General features: G+C 70.3%; 16 protein-coding genes. 6 read left to right on the top strand and 10 right to left on the bottom strand.

Features of this window, described 5'->3' with window-relative positions; all coding sequences use genetic code 11:
- Nucleotides 1–2 precede the first annotated feature (2 nt).
- Both GEV26_RS08625 and GEV26_RS08620 read right to left on the bottom strand, forming a co-directional pair.
- Nucleotides 3–674, bottom strand: coding sequence for a class I SAM-dependent methyltransferase (locus GEV26_RS08625; RefSeq protein WP_194840005.1), 672 nt, complete (start codon nt 672–674; stop codon nt 3–5).
- Nucleotides 675–747: 73 nt separating this feature from the next.
- Entirely contained in the window at nt 748–1581 is an 834-nt protein-coding gene (locus tag GEV26_RS08620; protein ID WP_153652688.1) for an undecaprenyl-diphosphate phosphatase, read from the bottom strand.
- 48 nt (nt 1582–1629) lie between these two features.
- Here GEV26_RS08620 and GEV26_RS08615 point away from each other — a divergent pair, with 48 nt between their 5' ends.
- Together GEV26_RS08615 and GEV26_RS08610 are read left to right on the top strand one after the other, a co-directional pair.
- A complete protein-coding gene (locus GEV26_RS08615) occupies nt 1630–2583 on the top strand; it encodes an aldo/keto reductase (protein WP_153652687.1) in 954 nt (317 codons plus the stop codon).
- A complete protein-coding gene (locus GEV26_RS08610; protein ID WP_328596668.1) occupies nt 2580–2780 on the top strand; it encodes a DUF5703 family protein in 201 nt (66 codons plus the stop codon). The genes GEV26_RS08615 and GEV26_RS08610 overlap by 4 nt, the downstream gene beginning before the upstream one ends.
- Before the next feature lie 136 nt (nt 2781–2916).
- On the opposite strand, the gene GEV26_RS08605 is transcribed toward GEV26_RS08610, so the two are convergent.
- Together GEV26_RS08605 and GEV26_RS08600 are read right to left on the bottom strand one after the other, a co-directional pair.
- Nucleotides 2917–4209, bottom strand: a complete 1293-nt coding sequence (locus tag GEV26_RS08605) for a M20/M25/M40 family metallo-hydrolase (protein ID WP_153652685.1) — start codon at nt 4207–4209, stop codon at nt 2917–2919.
- Between the two features lie 26 nt (nt 4210–4235).
- Nucleotides 4236–4631: an SRPBCC family protein gene (locus tag GEV26_RS08600; protein WP_153652684.1), complete on the bottom strand. Its 396-nt coding sequence runs from the start codon at nt 4629–4631 to the stop codon at nt 4236–4238.
- A gap of 15 nt (nt 4632–4646) precedes the next feature.
- On the opposite strand from GEV26_RS08600, the gene GEV26_RS08595 reads away from it, so the two are divergent.
- The 3 genes from GEV26_RS08595 to GEV26_RS08585 all read left to right on the top strand — a co-directional run bounded on the left by GEV26_RS08595 (nt 4647) and on the right by GEV26_RS08585 (nt 8509).
- Entirely contained in the window at nt 4647–5528 is an 882-nt protein-coding gene (locus GEV26_RS08595; protein WP_153652683.1) for an AAA family ATPase, read from the top strand.
- Between the two features lie 13 nt (nt 5529–5541).
- The gene (locus GEV26_RS08590) at nt 5542–6951 is read left to right on the top strand and encodes a vWA domain-containing protein (protein WP_153652682.1); all 1410 of its coding nucleotides are present in this window, start codon (nt 5542–5544) and stop codon (nt 6949–6951) included.
- 88 nt (nt 6952–7039) lie between these two features.
- Nucleotides 7040–8509 carry a glycoside hydrolase family 16 protein gene (locus tag GEV26_RS08585; RefSeq protein WP_153652681.1) on the top strand — a complete coding sequence of 490 codons (1470 nt, stop codon included), beginning with the start codon at nt 7040–7042 and terminating at the stop codon, nt 8507–8509.
- Here the strand turns inward: GEV26_RS08585 and GEV26_RS08580 are convergent.
- From GEV26_RS08580 to GEV26_RS08570, 3 genes are read right to left on the bottom strand one after another with little or no spacing between them, the layout of a single operon-like run.
- Entirely contained in the window at nt 8479–9066 is a 588-nt protein-coding gene (locus GEV26_RS08580; RefSeq protein WP_153652680.1) for a hypothetical protein, read from the bottom strand. The two genes, GEV26_RS08585 and GEV26_RS08580, sit on opposite strands and share 31 nt — an antisense overlap.
- Nucleotides 9067–9113: 47 nt before the next feature.
- The gene (locus tag GEV26_RS08575) at nt 9114–9926 is read right to left on the bottom strand and encodes a phosphatase PAP2 family protein (RefSeq protein WP_243839033.1); all 813 of its coding nucleotides are present in this window, start codon (nt 9924–9926) and stop codon (nt 9114–9116) included.
- A gap of 57 nt (nt 9927–9983) precedes the next feature.
- Nucleotides 9984–10754: a CPBP family intramembrane glutamic endopeptidase gene (locus GEV26_RS08570; protein WP_153652678.1), complete on the bottom strand. Its 771-nt coding sequence runs from the start codon at nt 10752–10754 to the stop codon at nt 9984–9986.
- A 68-nt stretch (nt 10755–10822) separates the two neighbouring features.
- Here GEV26_RS08570 and GEV26_RS08565 point away from each other — a divergent pair, with 68 nt between their 5' ends.
- Nucleotides 10823–11584 carry an exonuclease/endonuclease/phosphatase family protein gene (locus tag GEV26_RS08565; RefSeq protein ID WP_153652677.1) on the top strand — a complete coding sequence of 254 codons (762 nt, stop codon included), beginning with the start codon at nt 10823–10825 and terminating at the stop codon, nt 11582–11584.
- Between the two features lie 8 nt (nt 11585–11592).
- Here the strand turns inward: GEV26_RS08565 and GEV26_RS08560 are convergent, their stop codons facing one another.
- The 3 genes from GEV26_RS08560 to GEV26_RS08550 form a co-directional block, all read right to left on the bottom strand.
- Entirely contained in the window at nt 11593–13113 is a 1521-nt protein-coding gene (locus GEV26_RS08560) for an MFS transporter (protein ID WP_153652676.1), read from the bottom strand.
- 168 nt (nt 13114–13281) lie between these two features.
- Entirely contained in the window at nt 13282–14877 is a 1596-nt protein-coding gene (locus GEV26_RS08555; protein ID WP_153652675.1) for an ArnT family glycosyltransferase, read from the bottom strand.
- Nucleotides 14874–15908: a phosphatase PAP2 family protein gene (locus GEV26_RS08550; protein ID WP_153652674.1), complete on the bottom strand. Its 1035-nt coding sequence runs from the start codon at nt 15906–15908 to the stop codon at nt 14874–14876. Before GEV26_RS08550 ends, GEV26_RS08555 begins: the two co-directional genes overlap by 4 nt.
- Between the last annotated feature and the right edge of the window lie 14 nt (nt 15909–15922).

The following is a 15922-nucleotide window of genomic DNA, read 5'->3' as shown; positions in this document are numbered from 1 at the left end:
CGTCATCCGCGTCCGAACAGCCCCTTCTTCGGGGCCCGCTTGCGGGCGATGCCCCACTGGAACTCGGGGACCTCTTCGACGTCGTAGCCCAGGTGCTCGGCGATGTGCTCGAACGTCATCCGGACGCCCTTGGCGGCCTTCTCGTCGTCGGAGTACGCCGCGTACGTCCGCTGCCCCGCCTCGGTCTTGGCCTGCGGCGAGCGCGCGATCGTCCAGTCGAGGTCGTCCAGCAAGATGATGCCGCCGGGCTTGAGCATCATGTCCACGAGCAGGAAGCCGAATCCCGTGACGTCCCACGTGTGGCCGCCGTCGAGATAGCAGAAGTCGAACTGCGGGCGCGGCGTCTGCTCGAGCATCTTGCCGAGCTCCCACGTGAACGAGCGGTGCGCGAAGATCGGCGTCACCCGGTGCGAGAGGCCGACCGTCGAGAGCACCTCGTTGATCTCGGGCTGCTGCTTGCGCGCGCTGGGGCGGTCCATCGTGACCAGGTGGCCCCGGCCGAGGTCCTCGAGCATCCCGGCGAGGTAGGCGCTGCTCTTGCCCTTGTAGAACCCCAGCTCGAGCAGGTCCTTCAGGTCGTTCTTGACGACGAGGTCGCGCAGGTAGGTGGCACGCGGGAGATCCATGTACTTCAGATCGCCCCAGCTCTCGGTGACGCGGTCAAAGGCCGACATAGGGGTCCTGTTCGGTCGTGGCGTTTCACGGACGGGTGGCGCGGTCCCGAGCATAACGGGAACAGGCTGTGACTCAGCCGACTGTCGTGCCTGCGGCGATCACGCCGGTGCCGACCAGCACTAGCACCAGCGCACCGAGGCCGATGCGGTAGACCACGAACGGCGTGTACGAGTGGGTGCTCACGTAGCGCAGCAGCCAGTGGATGACGGCGAGGCCGACCACGAACGACACGACGGTGCCGACGATCGTCGGCCCGACCCCGTAGGCGTTGTCGCCACCGATGTCCTTGAGCTTGTAGATGCCCGCACCCACCACGGCGGGGATCGCGAGCAGGAAGGCGTACCTCGTGGCGGCAGCGCGCTCGTAGCCGAGGAACAGGCCCATGCTGATGGTCGCGCCCGAGCGGGAGACGCCCGGGACGAGCGCTCCGGCCTGCGCGAGGCCGAGCAGGATCGCGTGCTTCATCGTCAGGTCCTCGATCGGGCTGCTCTTGCGGCCCACCCGCTCGGCGATGCCGAGGACGATGCCGAGCACGATCAGGGTCGTGCCGATGACCCAGAGATTGCGGAACTCGCGGTCGATCGCGTCCTGCAGCAGCAGGCCCAGCACGACGATCGGCAACGAGCCGATGATGACGAACCAGCCCATGCGCCACTCGGGCGCCTGACGCGCCTCGCGGGAGAACACCCCGCGTACCCAGCCCGAGCCGATGGTCCAGATGTCCCGCCAGAAGTACAGCAGCACCGCGAGCTCGGTGCCGATCTGGATCACCGCCGTGTACGCCGCGCCGGGATCGTCCCAGCCGAAGAACTTGGGGAAGATCGCGAGGTGCGCACTGCTGGAGATCGGGAGGAACTCGGTCAGCCCCTGGATCACGCCCAGGACGACGGCTTGTAGGAAATCCACAGCGCGAGCCTACCGGCGCCGCTGGGGACGTCCCACTAGCCTTCAGACATGCAGTATCGCCGCGTCGGTCGTTCCGGGCTGACCGTGTCCCGCCTCGCGCTCGGCACCATGAACTTCGGTGGGACGGTCGACTCGTACGAGGCGCAGGACCAGCTCACCACCTTCCTCGACGCCGGCGGCACTCTCGTCGACACCGCGCCCATCTACGGCGACGGCGCGTGCGAGGAGCTGCTCGGCACGCTGATCTCCAAGAACGGCGTGCGCGATCGCCTCGTGCTCGCGGGCAAGGCCGGCTTCGTCCGGCGGGGCGGTCAGACGGTCCGGGACGGGTCGCGGGGCAATCTGCTCGACCAGCTCGACCTGTCACTGCGCCAGCTCGGCACCGACCACCTCGACCTGTGGCAGATCCACACGCCCGATCCCGACGTGCCGATGGAGGAGACGCTCGGCGCCCTCGAGCACGCGGTGCGCACCGGGCGGGTCCGCTACGTCGGCATCTCCAACTACACGGGGTGGCAGACCGCGATCGCCCAGACCTGGCTCGCGGGTCGCGCCGACACGATCCCGCTGGTGAGCACCCAGGTCGAGTACTCGCTGGTCAACCGCGACCCCGAGGACGAGGTCGTGCCCGCCGCGGCCCACCTCGGCATGGGGCTGCTGGCCTGGTCGCCCTTGGGCCGTGGGGTCCTGTCCGGCAAGTACCGCGCAGGCATCCCCGGCGACTCGCGCGCCGCGACCCCCGGCTGGGACGCGTTCGTGGGCGAGTACCTGACTCCTGGCAAGGCCGGGGTCGTCGAGGCCCTCGCCCGTGCGTCCGAAGGTCTCGGTGTCACGATCGCGCACGTCGCCCTCGCCTGGCTGCTGGAGCGTCCGCAGGTCTCCGCGGCGATCGTCGGGGCCCGCACGACCTCGCAGCTGCAGGAGAACCTGGCCGCGGAGGACGTCGAGCTGCCCGCCGAGATCCACCAGGCACTGGACGACGTCTCGGAGGCTGCAGGGTGAAAGGACAGTCGATGGTCGAGTACGAGTTCTGGAACCTCACGATCGACCGGGCCAAGTCGCGGTCCGCGGTGTGCCGCATGCTCACCGACGCAGCCGAGTACCAGGGCTGGGAGCTGGACCGTCTGCGCAAGGACGGCTCCGGCCAGCGCACCGTGACCCTGCGCCGCAAGATCATCCGCATGCGCAGCACCCTCTGACCCCTCCCCCCTTCCCCCCTTCCGCTGAGGCGCGCCTCCGGTCCGCCGACGCGCGCGTTGCGGCGCGCCTAGGCGCGCGTCAGCGGACCGGAGGCGCGCGTCAGCGGACGGGAGGCGCGCGTCAGCGTTGTTGGGGTCAGGCGAGGTTGAGGAACTCGTCGAAGACCTTGGCGCCGAACTCGAGGGAGTCGACCGGGACGCGCTCGTCGACGCCGTGGAACAGCGCGGTGAAGTCGAGGTCGGCCGGCAGGCGCAGCGGCACGAAGCCGTACGACGTGATGCCGAGCTTGTGCCAGGCCTTGGCGTCGGTGCCCCCGGACATCAGGAACGGCGCGACGTGCGCATCCGGGTCCTGCGAGTGCAGGGCGACGGTCATCGCATCGACCAGGTCGCCCTCGAAGGCGTACTCCAGCGCGGGCTGGCTGATGAACGGCTCCACCTGGACGCGGTCGCCGACGATCTGCTGGACCGTCGCCGGGAACGTCTCGCCGTCGCCGGGCAGGAACCGGCCGTCGACGTACGCGACGGCCTCGCCCGGGATCACGTTGTGCTTGTAGCCGGCCTGCAGCATCGTCGCGTTGGTCGTGTTGCGCAGTCCCGCGCCGATCATGCGAATGCCGGGACCGAAGTGGGCGAGCAGCTCGTCGACCGTGCCGTCCGCGCCGGTGAGCTCGCGGACCTTGTCGAGCAGGATGCGCATCGACGGGCCCTCCGCGGCGGGCCACTCGTGCTCCCCCAGCGCCAGCAGGCCGCGGGCCAGGTGCGTGATCGCGTTGTCGTCATTGCCCATCGACCCGTGCCCGGCGGTGCCCCGGGCGCGCAGCCGCATCCACGAGATGCCCTTCTCGCCGGTCTCGATGAGATAGAGCCGCTGTCCGCCGACCTCGGTCGAGAAGCCACCCACCTCGCCGATCGCCTCGGTGCACCCCTCGAACAGCTCCGGGTGGTGCTCGACGAGCCAGTGCGCGCCGAGGACGCCGCCGGCCTCCTCGTCGGCGGTGAAGACCAGCGTGACCGGGCGGTTGGGCAGGACGCCCGCGCGCTGACGGGCGCGGACCACCGACAGCAGCATGCCGTCGAAGTCCTTCATGTCGACCGCGCCGCGGCCGTAGAGATAGCCGTCGACGACCTCACCGGCGAACGGGTCGACGCTCCAGTCCGCGGCCTGTGCGGGCACGACGTCGAGGTGGCCGTGGATCAGCAGACCAGCACGGCTCGAGTCCTGGTCACCCCAGCGGGCCACGACGCTCGCGCGTCCCGACTCGGACTCCAGGATCTGCGACTCGATGCCCACCTCGGCGAGCAGCCCTGCGACGTGCTCGGCGGCCTTGCGCTCCCCCGGCCCGGACGCGTCACCGTAGTTGCTGGTGTCGATCCGGATCAGGTCGCGGCAGATCTCGAGTGCTTCGGTCTCCGGTGAGTAGCCCATGCTGCGATCGTACGGGTGGACGCGCGTCAGGCCAGCAAACCGTCGATGACGCGGGAGAACAGCCGGCGGCTGGACGCCCGGGTGACGCCGTCCATGAGCCGCGGCATGCCCGTGACGTGGATGTCCTCGCGCCACGTGACCCTGCTCCCGCCGTCGATCGGGTCCACGCTGAGCTCGGCCCAGCCGGTCACCACCCGGCCGCGCTTCTCCAGGCGGCAGAACGACGGCTCGCGCCACTGGACGACGTCCATCGGGTCGTGGAAGCCGATGCGCCCGACACCGGTGAACGCGTCGAAGCCGTCCGGGGTGCGCGTGATGCGCGTGAGCGGGACGTGGTCGCCGTGCCGCTCCCACGTGGTGAGCCGCGCGAACGCCTCGGCAGGTGGGAGACGTACCTCACGGACGATCTCGATCAGGGCCACGGCATCATCGTAGGCATGCGCACCATGCCGTTCGACTCGATTGCCGACGTCAAGACCAAGCTGGCCGCCGCCGGCTACCTGGCGTCGGACGCGATCGCGACCACCGTGTTCCTCGCGAGCGAGCTCGGCAAGCCCCTGCTCGTCGAAGGTCCGGCGGGCGTCGGCAAGACGGCCCTGTCCAGCGCGGTCGCGGACGCGTGCGGGGCCGAGCTCATCCGGTTGCAGTGCTACGAGGGCGTGGACGAGGCCCGCGCGCTGTACGAGTGGAACCACGCCAAGCAGCTGCTGCGCATCACCGCGGGCCAGGGCGAGTCGTGGGACGAGGCGCGCAACGACATCTTCTCGGAGGAGTTCCTGCTCCCCCGCCCCCTGCTGACCGCGATCCGCAGCGAGAGCCCCACCGTGCTGCTCATCGACGAGACGGACAAGGCCGACGTGGAGATCGAGGGCCTCCTGCTGGAGGTGCTGGGCGAGTTCCAGGTCACGGTGCCCGAGCTCGGGACGATCACCGCGAAGCACCGCCCGTTCGTGGTCCTGACCTCCAACGCGACGCGCGAGCTGTCCGAGGCGCTGCGCCGGCGCTGCCTCTTCCTGCACGTCGACTTCCCCGACGCACAGCTCGAGCAGGACATCGTCCGGCTCAAGGTGCCCGAGCTCGACACCGCCCTGGGCGAGTCGCTCGTCCGCGTCATCAACGCACTGCGGGTCATGCCGCTGCGCAAGGCGCCGTCGGTGTCGGAGACGATCGACTGGGCCCGTACGCTCGTCGCGCTCGGCGCCGACGTCCTGGACGACGAGGTGGTCAAGGAGAGCCTGGGCGTGATCCTCAAGCACCAGGATGATCTGCAGAAGGCGCGCACGCGTCTTGACCTGGACGCGGTCCTGAGCACGCCATGACCCGAGGAGCCGTATGACGGAGGGCCCGCAGGACCTGGCGGGGCGGCTCGTCGAGCTCGTCGCCGCGCTGCGGAGCAAGGGCATCCCCGCCGGCACGAGCGAGACCGTGGACGCCGCAGCGGTGATCCGGGTGCTCGGCATGGCCGACCGCAACCAGCTGCGTGAGGGGCTCGCCGCCGCCCTCGTACGCCGTGGGGGCCAGCGCGATGTCTTCGACATGGCGTTCGACCTCTACTTCCCCGCGGGCGTGGGCACCCCCCAGGCCGCGATCGACACCGACGGGCCGCTCGACCTGGAGGACCTCCGTGACGTGCTCGCGGCGGCGCTCGCCGACAACGACCTGCGCAGCATGGAGCAGGTCGCCGAGATCGCGGTCGACCAGCTCGGGCAGGTGGGATCGCCCGGTACCCAGACCGCGGGCTGGTCGGCGTACCAGACGCTCGAGCGGCTCCAGCCCCAGACCACGGTCGCCCGGGCCGTGCAGATGCGCGGCGAGGGCGGCGGGCAGAGCCAGGGGCAGGGCTCGGGCCAGGGCGCCGGCTTCACGCAACGTCTGGAGCGTGACGAGGTCCGCAGCAACGTCGAGCGCTTCCGCGCGATGGTCGCCGCAGAGGCGCGTCGTCGCACGGCGGAGGTCCGAGGACGCGACACGGTGACCCGTCACGCGGTCCGGGCGGGCACCGACCGCATCGACTTCCTGAGCGCCAGCAAGCAGCAGCTCGAGGAGCTGGGCCGCACGGTCAAGCCGCTCTCACGCAAGCTCGCGACGCGCCTGTCCGCCCGCCGGCGCAAGGCCAGCCGCGGGAAGATCGACATCCGCCGGACGCTGCGCCGGTCGATGTCCACCGGCGGCGTCCCGATGCACCCGGTCCTGGCCAAGCCACACCCGTCACGTCCTGAGCTCGTCCTGCTGTGCGACGTGTCCGGGTCGGTGTCGGGCTTCTCCGGCTTCACGATGCACCTGGTCCAGGCCCTGAGCGGCCAGTTCAGCAAGGTCCGCGTGTTCGCGTTCGTCAACGCGATGGACGAGGTGACCGACCTGGTCAAGCAGGCCGCCGAGGGCGGGCAGGACGATCTGTCCGCCCGCATCGCCCGTGACGCCCACATCACGAAGTGGCACACGAGCAGCGACTACGGCGAGGCGTTCGCGGACTTCCGGGCCGATCACATGAACGCGATCGGCCCGCGCACCGCGGTCCTGATCCTCGGCGACGCCCGCAACAACAACCAGGACCCCAACCTGGGTGCCCTCCACGACATCAACCAGAAGGCGCGCCGGACCTTCTGGCTCAACCCGGAGGCGTCCATGCGCTGGGGCCTGGGCGACTCGGAGGCTCCTGCGTACGCGGAGGTGGTCGAGATGCACGAGTGCTGCAACGTCGACCAGCTCACCCGGTTCATCACCAGGCTGTTGCCCGTGTGACAGCGCATCACGCGCGGGACTGGTGGTGTCGGTGGGGAAGTTCTGACAAAACCTCCCATTATCGGCACCCGGGTCCTACCGTGGAGTGATGAGGACCCGGCACGTCTCGTCGATCGGCCGCGCCCGTCGTCTGCGCACGGGCGCCCTGGCGGTTGCTGTCGTCGCCGGCGCCGGTCTGCTCGTGGGACCCGCCGGACCGGGCCAGGCCACCGAGGAGGCCATCAGCGCGGTGCGGGTGTCGATCGCCGACGAGAGCGCCGCCTGGAAGCCGTCGTCGAACGCCCGGGTGAAGAATCTGCGTCCCCACAGCCCCGCGGCCGCCCTGCAGCTCAAGGCGAGACGGGCCACCGGGGTGCGAAGCGTCTGGATGAGGTCGCCGGTCTCGACGGGGGCCGCGATGACCGCCTCCTCGACGGTCAGGGCCACGGCCCGCCTGCAGACGTCACAGCCCGGTCGACGGCTCACGTTCCGCGTCCAGGAGATCGTGGCCGGACGCGTCGTGGCCAGTCGCTCGACGACCCTGAAGCCCGGGTCCCGGTCCTGGCGCCATGTCGGGGTCACCCTGCGCACGACCCGGTCGGGCAGTCACCTGCGGCTCGTCACCGAGGCGAAGCGGCTGCGCGGGGGCCAGCACGTCCGCGCGACCGACATCCGTGTGGCCGTCACGCGCCCTCACGTCGGCGGCCCCGCGTGCGAGGACATCGACTACTCCCAGCCCGATCAGGGCGTCGAGACGTTCCGGGAGGACTTCGACGGCTCGTCGATCGACCGTTCGCGGTGGCGCGTGCGCGACAACACGTTCCTCAACCAGGACAAGGCGTGGATCACCAAGGACGCCGTCTCGGTGCAGGACGGCCATCTCGACATCCGCGGCCGCCGGCTCCCGGACGGCGAGCACAAGCAGAACAAGAATGCCCTCTACCCCGCCAACGTGGAGCGTGACTACTCCACGGGGTACGTCGACACGATGGACGGCGCCGGCTACGGCAACGCCGCCGCGGACCGCTTCGGCCAGAAGTACGGGCACTTCGAGATCCGGGCCTGGGTGCCGAGCGAGCCGACGATGTCACGCGGCATCTGGCCTGCGTTCTGGCTGCGTGCAGATCACAAGGCCGGCGAGATCGACCCCATGGAGTCCTACGGCGGACCGACGATCCGGTCGTTCGACCCGTCGAGCTCGTACGAGTGGAACAGCTGGGCCGACACGGCCGAGGGCTCGATGACCGGCATCACGAAGCGACAGACGCACGGCCGTGCCGACGTCGGCGCGGACAAGATCTGGCAGGGCTGGCACACGTACGGCGTGAACTGGTCGCCGCGCTGCCTGCGCTACCTCTACGACGGGCGGACCGTCGGCATCGTCGACTTCGACGCCCCGGGCACCGCGTCGTACTTCCGTGAGAGCAGCTTCGACGACACGTTCCACATCCGTCTCAACATGCAGGTGGGGTCGAGCTACTGGGGCTGGCCCGACGCCGAGCACACCCGCGACGACTTCAGCTACAAGGTCGACTGGGTGCGGGTCCATCAGGGCAAGGACCTGCTCGCCGACCGCTGACCGACGTGCAGGGTCACGAGCATCCAGGCCCAGCCCAGCGCGATGGCGATCATCGACAGCACGCCCGCGGGCCAGTAGACGTGCTCCTGCATGAAGGCGTAGGCGCCGCCGATGGCGACCAGGGCACCGGGCAGGGCGCGCAGGCCGGCCACGCGGATCACGCACCCCGCGGCGGCAGCGGTCGCGCCGATGTACGCGATCGATCCCACCTCGCCGAGGTCGGAGGCCAACCCGAACACCGTGCCCAGCCCGCTCTCGCGGTCGACCTTCAAGCCGCCCGCCGCGATGCCGGCGAGGATGTCGAGCGCAGAGTAGAAGCACGCGTAGACGTAGCCCAGCACCAACGTGATCCGTCCGTAGAGCGGGTCGATCGAGCGCGCGAGGAGCCATGGTCCCACCGCCAGCAAGGGGAAGAGCGGCAGCAGGACGATGTGCATGTTGCGCCAGTGGACGGCGGCGTCCATCGTCAGGCGGTCGGGGTGCGTCGTCCCCACCAGGGCGATCAGCACCGGCGGCACCAGCAGAGCGGCGAGGAGCAGGCGATCAGGACGAGGCATGACTCGACCCTAGGTGCGGGTCGCGACCGCGGCAGTGCGAGTCGGGCTCAGACCTCGACGGTGACCTCGGACGTACGCCTGGCCGCGCGTCGTCCACGCACCCGGGAGTCGATCACCAGGCCGGCAGCCATCAACGCCACCGCCACGATGCCGTCGAGCCACCAGTGGTGCCCCGTGGCCGCCACGACGAACACCGTGACGGGCAGGTGCAGGAGGACCAGCCACCGCCACCAGCCGCTCGCCATCGCGAACGTGCCGAGCGCCACGACCGCGGCCCAGCCGACGTGGATCGACGGCATCGCGGCGAACTGGTCGGAGACGCCGGTCCCGACGTCACCGTAGACGCCCAGGCCGAACCGGCTGGAGAGGTCGACGAAACCCAGCTCATCGACGAACCGCGGCGGCGCCACGCGGATGAACCGGATGAGGAGACAGCCCGCGGTGACCGCCACCAGTCCGTTGCGCCAGTGCGGGTACAGGTCGCGGTGTCGCACGAACGCCCAGACGAGGAACGCGATCAGGGCCGGCACGTGGACGATCGCGTAGTAGGCGTTGACGAACCGGGCGAGCCAGTCGTGGTTGACCACGAAGTGCTGCATCGAGATCTCGGTCGGCAGGTGCAGCAGGCGCTGCAGGTGGTCGATCTCGCGGGCCCGGTCGAGGGCCCCGCTCTCGTGGGTGATCGGCAGCATCCGCGCCAGCCGCCAGATCCCGTAGAGACCGCTGATCAGCGCGAACTCGCGGAATGCGGGCAGGATCGCATCGCCCACCCGGCTGGGCGGCAGCCACCTCAGCACGAGCCAAGCAATGACGCTGACCAGGCAGGCAACACCCGCTTGCTCCCACGACGGCCACGGCACCGGGCCATTCTTGTCGATCGCCGGCCGGGACCCGGACCGAGCCCCCTCCGTGCGCGGTCAGACCCTCGGCGGCAGGTCCTGGTCCACCTCGTCGTGACCGTCCCGGCGGAACAGCGGCGGCATGAACCGCAGCATCAGCGCCGACCACGTCAGGTGGGTGAGCAGGGGGGCCTGGATGCCCCCGGACGCCCGGCGTTGCAGACCGAACAGCGTGCCCATGACGCCACCGGCCATCACCAGGGCAGGATTGCGGGTCGCCGTGGTGGCCAGGGTGTAGATCGCGGTGGACTTGGCGACCGGGTGGCGGGTGCCCGCCGCAGCGTAGAGCGCGCCGCGGAAGAACACCTCCTCGGCCGCCCCGTTCGCGAACGTCGTCGCGGCGACGAGTGGCGCGGACCCCTGGTCGGCGAACGCCAGGATGTCGGTGAGCGCACGGTTGAGGACCGGCACCCGGCGGCACACGAGCGCCGCGCCGTAGAACGCCCCGAACGACGCGAAGCCGAGGGCGACCGGCGTGACGAGGGGCCGCCGGAGGAGGTTGTCGTCGGCCTGCTCCCAGCCGCGGTGCAACGGGCCGGACGCGAGGGCGCCGGCCGTCCAGGTGGCGGCGACGCCGAGGGTGAGCCCGTAGAACTCCTTGGAGTCCGGCTCGGTCGTGAGCGAGCGGCCCAGGAGCGCCGCCCCTGCGATGCTGACTCCCCCGACGACTCGGCGACGACGGTGGAACGCGGCATCGGTCTCGAGGTGGTCGCGCGGCACCTTCTCGCGCAGCTCACGGGGGGCGAGCGCGATCAGGCGTCGGGAGAGGCCGCGGGTCTTGGAGGTCATCAGCTTCGACGCTACTGGCTCTGCCCCGGACCCACACCTCGACCGCGGCGGTCCGCTAGCCTCACAGGATGTCGGCGATCTTCCGCCTCGGGTTCAAGAACGTGCTGGGGTCCAACTGGACCCGCACCCACCACCGCTGGCCGGGACGGGCCGAGATGCTCGAGCGCGAGATGCACGCACCGGGCGGCATGCAGGCCAGCGTGTACTTCCTCGTCGAGGTCAACCGGCGCGCTGAGCGCCGCAGCCTGGCGCACATCCTGCCCCGCTGGGAGGTCGCGCGGTCGCGCCACGGCCACAACGACGGCTACAGCGATCCGGCCGTCCATCGGCTCCTGGAGACTCACGAGCACCCCCTCGGCACGTTCACCCGCCAGCAGCGCCACGTGCTCATCGCCCGCTACGAGCACGTGGCGACGGGGCTGGAATGGGTCGCGGCCACGACCCACCTGTCGTCCTCGGTGCACACGACCCCCGAGAAGGCCGAGGCCTCCAGGCAGCTCCAGGCCACCCGGCTCGTCGAGCTCTGCGCGGAGCACGCCGTGGACGTCGTGGCGGCCGACATCAACAACATCGCGGTGCGGGCCGACACACCGCGCGGCATCCTGGAGGCGGCCGGCTACACCGACTGGCGCGCCGCGACCGACGTGCAGGACGTCGACGTCGACGTCCATCACCGCATCGGCGAGCCGCTGAAGCGCAACGGACGCCATCTCGACGCGATCTACCTCGGTCCCCGGGTCACCGCGATCGACGGCCGCGTGCAGATGACCGAGCCGGACAGCTCGGACCACCTGGGGCTGGTCTGCACGGTCGCGATCAGCCCCAGGTGACCCTGGCGTCAGGCGACGGCCGCAGCTCCCTCGACCGCCGGGATGTCGTCCTTCTTGGCATTGATCAGCGTCACCGCGGTGATCAGGGCGAGCACCAGCAGCATCGCTCCCCAGAAGAAGGCCACGTGGTAGCCGCTGACGAACGCATCGGCCATCACCGCGTCGGGATTGCGCGCTCCGCGCATGTTGTCGGTCAGGTAGGCCGTCACGGCGCCCGCGTAGAGCGTGTTGAGCAGCGCGGTCCCGAGCGAGCCGCCAACCTGCTGGGAGGTGTTGAGCAGTGCGCTGGCGACGCCGGCGTCGTGCGATCCGACCCCGACCAGGGCCGTGCTCGACGCCGGGATGAACACCGCCGCCATGCCGACGCTGAGCAGCACCAGCGAGGGCAGCACGTGCGTCCAGTAGGAGGTGTCGGCGGTCACCCGGGTCAGCAGCACCATGCCGATCGAGGCCGACACCAGCCCGGGCACCATGATCGGCTTGGGGCCGAGGCGTGGCAGCACCTGCGAGATCACGCCCGCACCCAGGATGATGCCGATGCTGAACGGCAGGAAGGCGAATCCCGAGCGCAGCGGGGTGTAGCCGAGCGTCGACTGGAAGTAGAACGTCAGGAACAGGAACATCGCGAAGAGTCCGGCACCCACGAACAAGAAGACCAGGTAGGAGCCGCCGCGGTTGCGGTCGAGCGCCACGTGCAGGGGCAGCAGCGGGTGCGCCGTGCGGCGCTCCCACAGGACGAACGCCACCAGCAGGACCACGGCCACGCCGAGGAAGGTCATCGTGCTGCTGTCGGTCCAGCCCAGCACCTCGGTGCTCTTGCCCGGGTTCTTCTCCTTCGCGGCCTCGGTGAACCCGTAGACCAGCGACACGAGGCCGAGGGACACCAGGATCGCGCCAGGGATGTCGTACTTGGTGTTGCCCTCGGCCTTGCTCTCGCGCACCACGCGCGTCGCGGCGAAGGCGGTGACCAGTGCGATCGGGACGTTGACGCCGAGGCACCAGCGCCACGACGCGTACTCGGTCAGGACGCCACCGACGATCAGGCCGATCGCGGCACCGCCGCCGGAGATCGCACCGAAGACGCCGAACGCGGTCGCCCGCTCCTTGGACTCGGTGAACGTCACCGAGATCAGCGACAACGCGGCGGGAGCCATGAGAGCCGCGAAGAGGCCCTGCAGCCCGCGGGCCGCGAAGAGCAGGCCTGCCGTCGACGCGATGCCGCCGAGGGCGGACGCCACGGCGAAGCCGATCAGTCCCACGACGAAGACGCGCTTGCGGCCGGCGAAGTCCGCGATGCGGCCGCCGAGGAGCAGGAGCCCGCCGAACGCGAGCGTGTAGGCCGTGACGACCCATTGGCGGTCGGCGTCGCTGATGCCCAGATCCTTCTGGGCCGACGGCAGGGCGATGTTCACGATGGAGGCGTCGAGCACGATCATGAGCTGGGCGATCGCGATGACGCCGAGCGCCAGCCATCGTCGGGGATCGGGCTCTCGCTCCGTTTCGGGCAGCATGGGGTCAGCAGCAGTCATCGGATGTCCTCGGGGGATGAGTCGAGTGGGGATCGCGGCGGCGGAGCCCACACATGGCCGGGCCGGGGCGAGTTCGTGCTGCTTGGTTGCAGCGCTCAACGTCATGATCGTATTCCGGGCGGACAGTTTTCTGCCTCGCCCCGCTGGTCCGGGGATCGGCGGTCCCCGTCACTGCCAGAGGTAGTCGGCGCTGTCCTCAGGCGTTCGTGACTCGCTCGGACCGAGGTGCCTCGGCAGGTCGAGCGTGGCGCACTCCCCGTGCGAGGACTTGCGCAGCGTGCGGGCAGCCTCGTCCCGCCGGATGAGCACCTGCTTGCCGCAGATCTCGTCGACCCCCACGTAGTGCTTCGCGATGAGTCGGCGGGTCTCCCCCGACGCGTCCATCCCGAAGATCGTCGCCTCCTGCCACTCCACGATCCAGGTGGGACGGCGACTCGTGGAGCGCAGCATGTCGCGCAGCCGCTCCTCGGCGTTCGGCACGGTGCGGACCATCTGCGTCCACGAGTACGGGTAGGGGGTGGTCATGTCCGCGTAGTAGAGCAGGTTCGCACGGGCGTACAGCACGTAGAGGGTGTCGTCGGGGCGCGCATTGCTCTGCAGGTAGTCCGCGACCGCCAGGGTCCGCTGCTGCGGAGGGTTGACGGTCTGCAGGGTCGTGCCCACGGCCACGTTGCCGACCGCGAGCACGAGGACCAGCGCCGCGGTCGCACTGGCCAGGATGCGACGTCCCGTCACGGCCAGGGCGCAGCCCGACAGCACCGCCAGTGCGGCCACGGGCTGGATGAAGTAGTGGGGGTAGTAGTTGCCTCCGCCCGCGACCGCGAGGAATCCCAACGCGAGCCACGCCGTCAGCGGGAGCACGAGCTGCGGGTCGGCCCGGCGGCGCACCAACCAGGCCACGGACCACGGCACGAGGAACACGCAGCCCGAGACGATCAGGATCGGCAGCCCGAGGCGCACCAGCATGAAGCCGGCCCCCTGTGGAGCGCCGGTGATCTCGGCGATGCTGTCGAGCCTGAAGCCCGCGGCGGCGTACACGAAGCCCCTGACGCCGACCGAGTACGCCTCGAACCACGCGAACGTCACCAGGACCGGCGTCGCCACACCGCCGAGCCACCAGCCGAGCCAGGACCAGCGGAAGTCAGAGCGCGCCCGGGTCACCCCGCTCACGAGCAGGAACACCGCACCGGCCACCAGCACCTCGGCGAACGACTGCTTGACCAACAGGGCACACGTGGCCAGGGCGCCCGAGACGAACAGCCACCGGTGGGGCACGACCGCGTCGCGAGCCCGCATGAGGGCGAGGATCGAGTACGTCGCGGGGACGCTCGCGATGAGCTCGTTGTCGGTGAACACCGCCCCGAGGACGACCGACGAGGTCATGACGGCGGTCAGGATGCCCGCGATGCGCGCCGCCCGGGCCCCGCTGATGCGCTGCGCGATCGCCATGGTCCCCGCGACGAGCAGGACCGCCGCGACCATCCCGACCAGACGCACCCCGAGATCACCTCCGAGCACGCCGATCTTGTAGACCAGAACCAGCAGCGGTGGGCGGTCGAGCCAGGATCCGCCATACATCGAGCCGTCCGTCGAGCCCCACGCACGGGCGACGAACGAGCCGCCGCCCTCGTCGATGCCCAGGGGGACGTTGATGAACGGGGTGCGCAGCAGGACGACGACGCCGGCGCACAGCAGCCACCACCGGATCAGCGAGTCGCGCGTCCGCGGGGTCGGCACCTCGACCCGCTCGTCGAGCACCGTCACGCCGCGGACCTCCCGGGTGGGTGGACCGTGAGGCGGCCGAGGCGCACCGCGGCCCAGGCGATGGCCAGGCCGGCCACGTCGTCGAGCACGTAGTGCCACCCGAGGTAGATCGTGGACACCATGACCGCCACGAGGTAGAGGACCATGAGGTTCGCGGCCCGGCGCAGGCCGTAGTAGCGCAGCATCAGCAGGACGAGGAACGTGAAGCCGGTGTGCAGGCTCGCGAACGCACCGATGCTGGCGAACGAGCCGGCCGTGCCCGGGTCGAGGAGGAGCTCGGAGCGCTCGGCCATGTACGTGGCCTGGGTCGCGGTGACGCTCGTGCGGTCCAGCCCCGCGAACTCCTGCGGCACGGCGTCGAACGGGCCGATCGCCGGGATCAGGTAGTAGGACGCGACGCCGAGGATCCAGACCCACATCGCGGAGGTGAGGAACACGTAGCCCTCACGGATCCGCGGCGCGAGGACGAGGGCGGCGACGAACGAGATCGGCACCATGACCGAGAACGACTCGTAGATCGCCCGGAAGACGTGCGGGGCCACGTCCCGGCCGAACAGGTCGTGCAGCAGCACCGCCGGGCTGTGGCCGAAGAAGAGCCATCGGTCGCTGTCGACGAGCGCGTCGTCGTGCTGGGTCCGGAAGGCGTTCCAGCTCTTGAGGTTGCGGTAGGACGTGTAGACGAGGTGGTACGCCAGGAGGCCGGTGACCGCGAGCAGCACCCGGTCCCGCGTCCACCGCGTCGAGATGGCCTCCCGCGTACGACGCAGGCTCCAGCCGCCGCGCCGGGCCCGGACGACCCCGTCGAGGACGATCAGGACGACGAGGATCCCGAGCGAGAGCGCGATGCGGGACATGAAGACCCGCCCGTCGGGATCACGGAACGGCACGTCGACCTGGCGTGAGCGCCACAGGGCGACCGCACCGAAGACCACCACCACTGCCCACGTCGGGACCCACCAGCGCGATGCCTGGACCCGCGGGCGCACCGTCGTCCCGGTCGCGGAGCCTGCCTGGGACACGATGGGGGTCACCTCGATCTCGGACG

The organism is Aeromicrobium yanjiei (assembly GCF_009649075.1).
GTDB lineage: Bacteria > Actinomycetota > Actinomycetes > Propionibacteriales > Nocardioidaceae > Aeromicrobium > Aeromicrobium yanjiei.
This window is presented reverse-complemented; position numbering and strand designations above follow the sequence as displayed.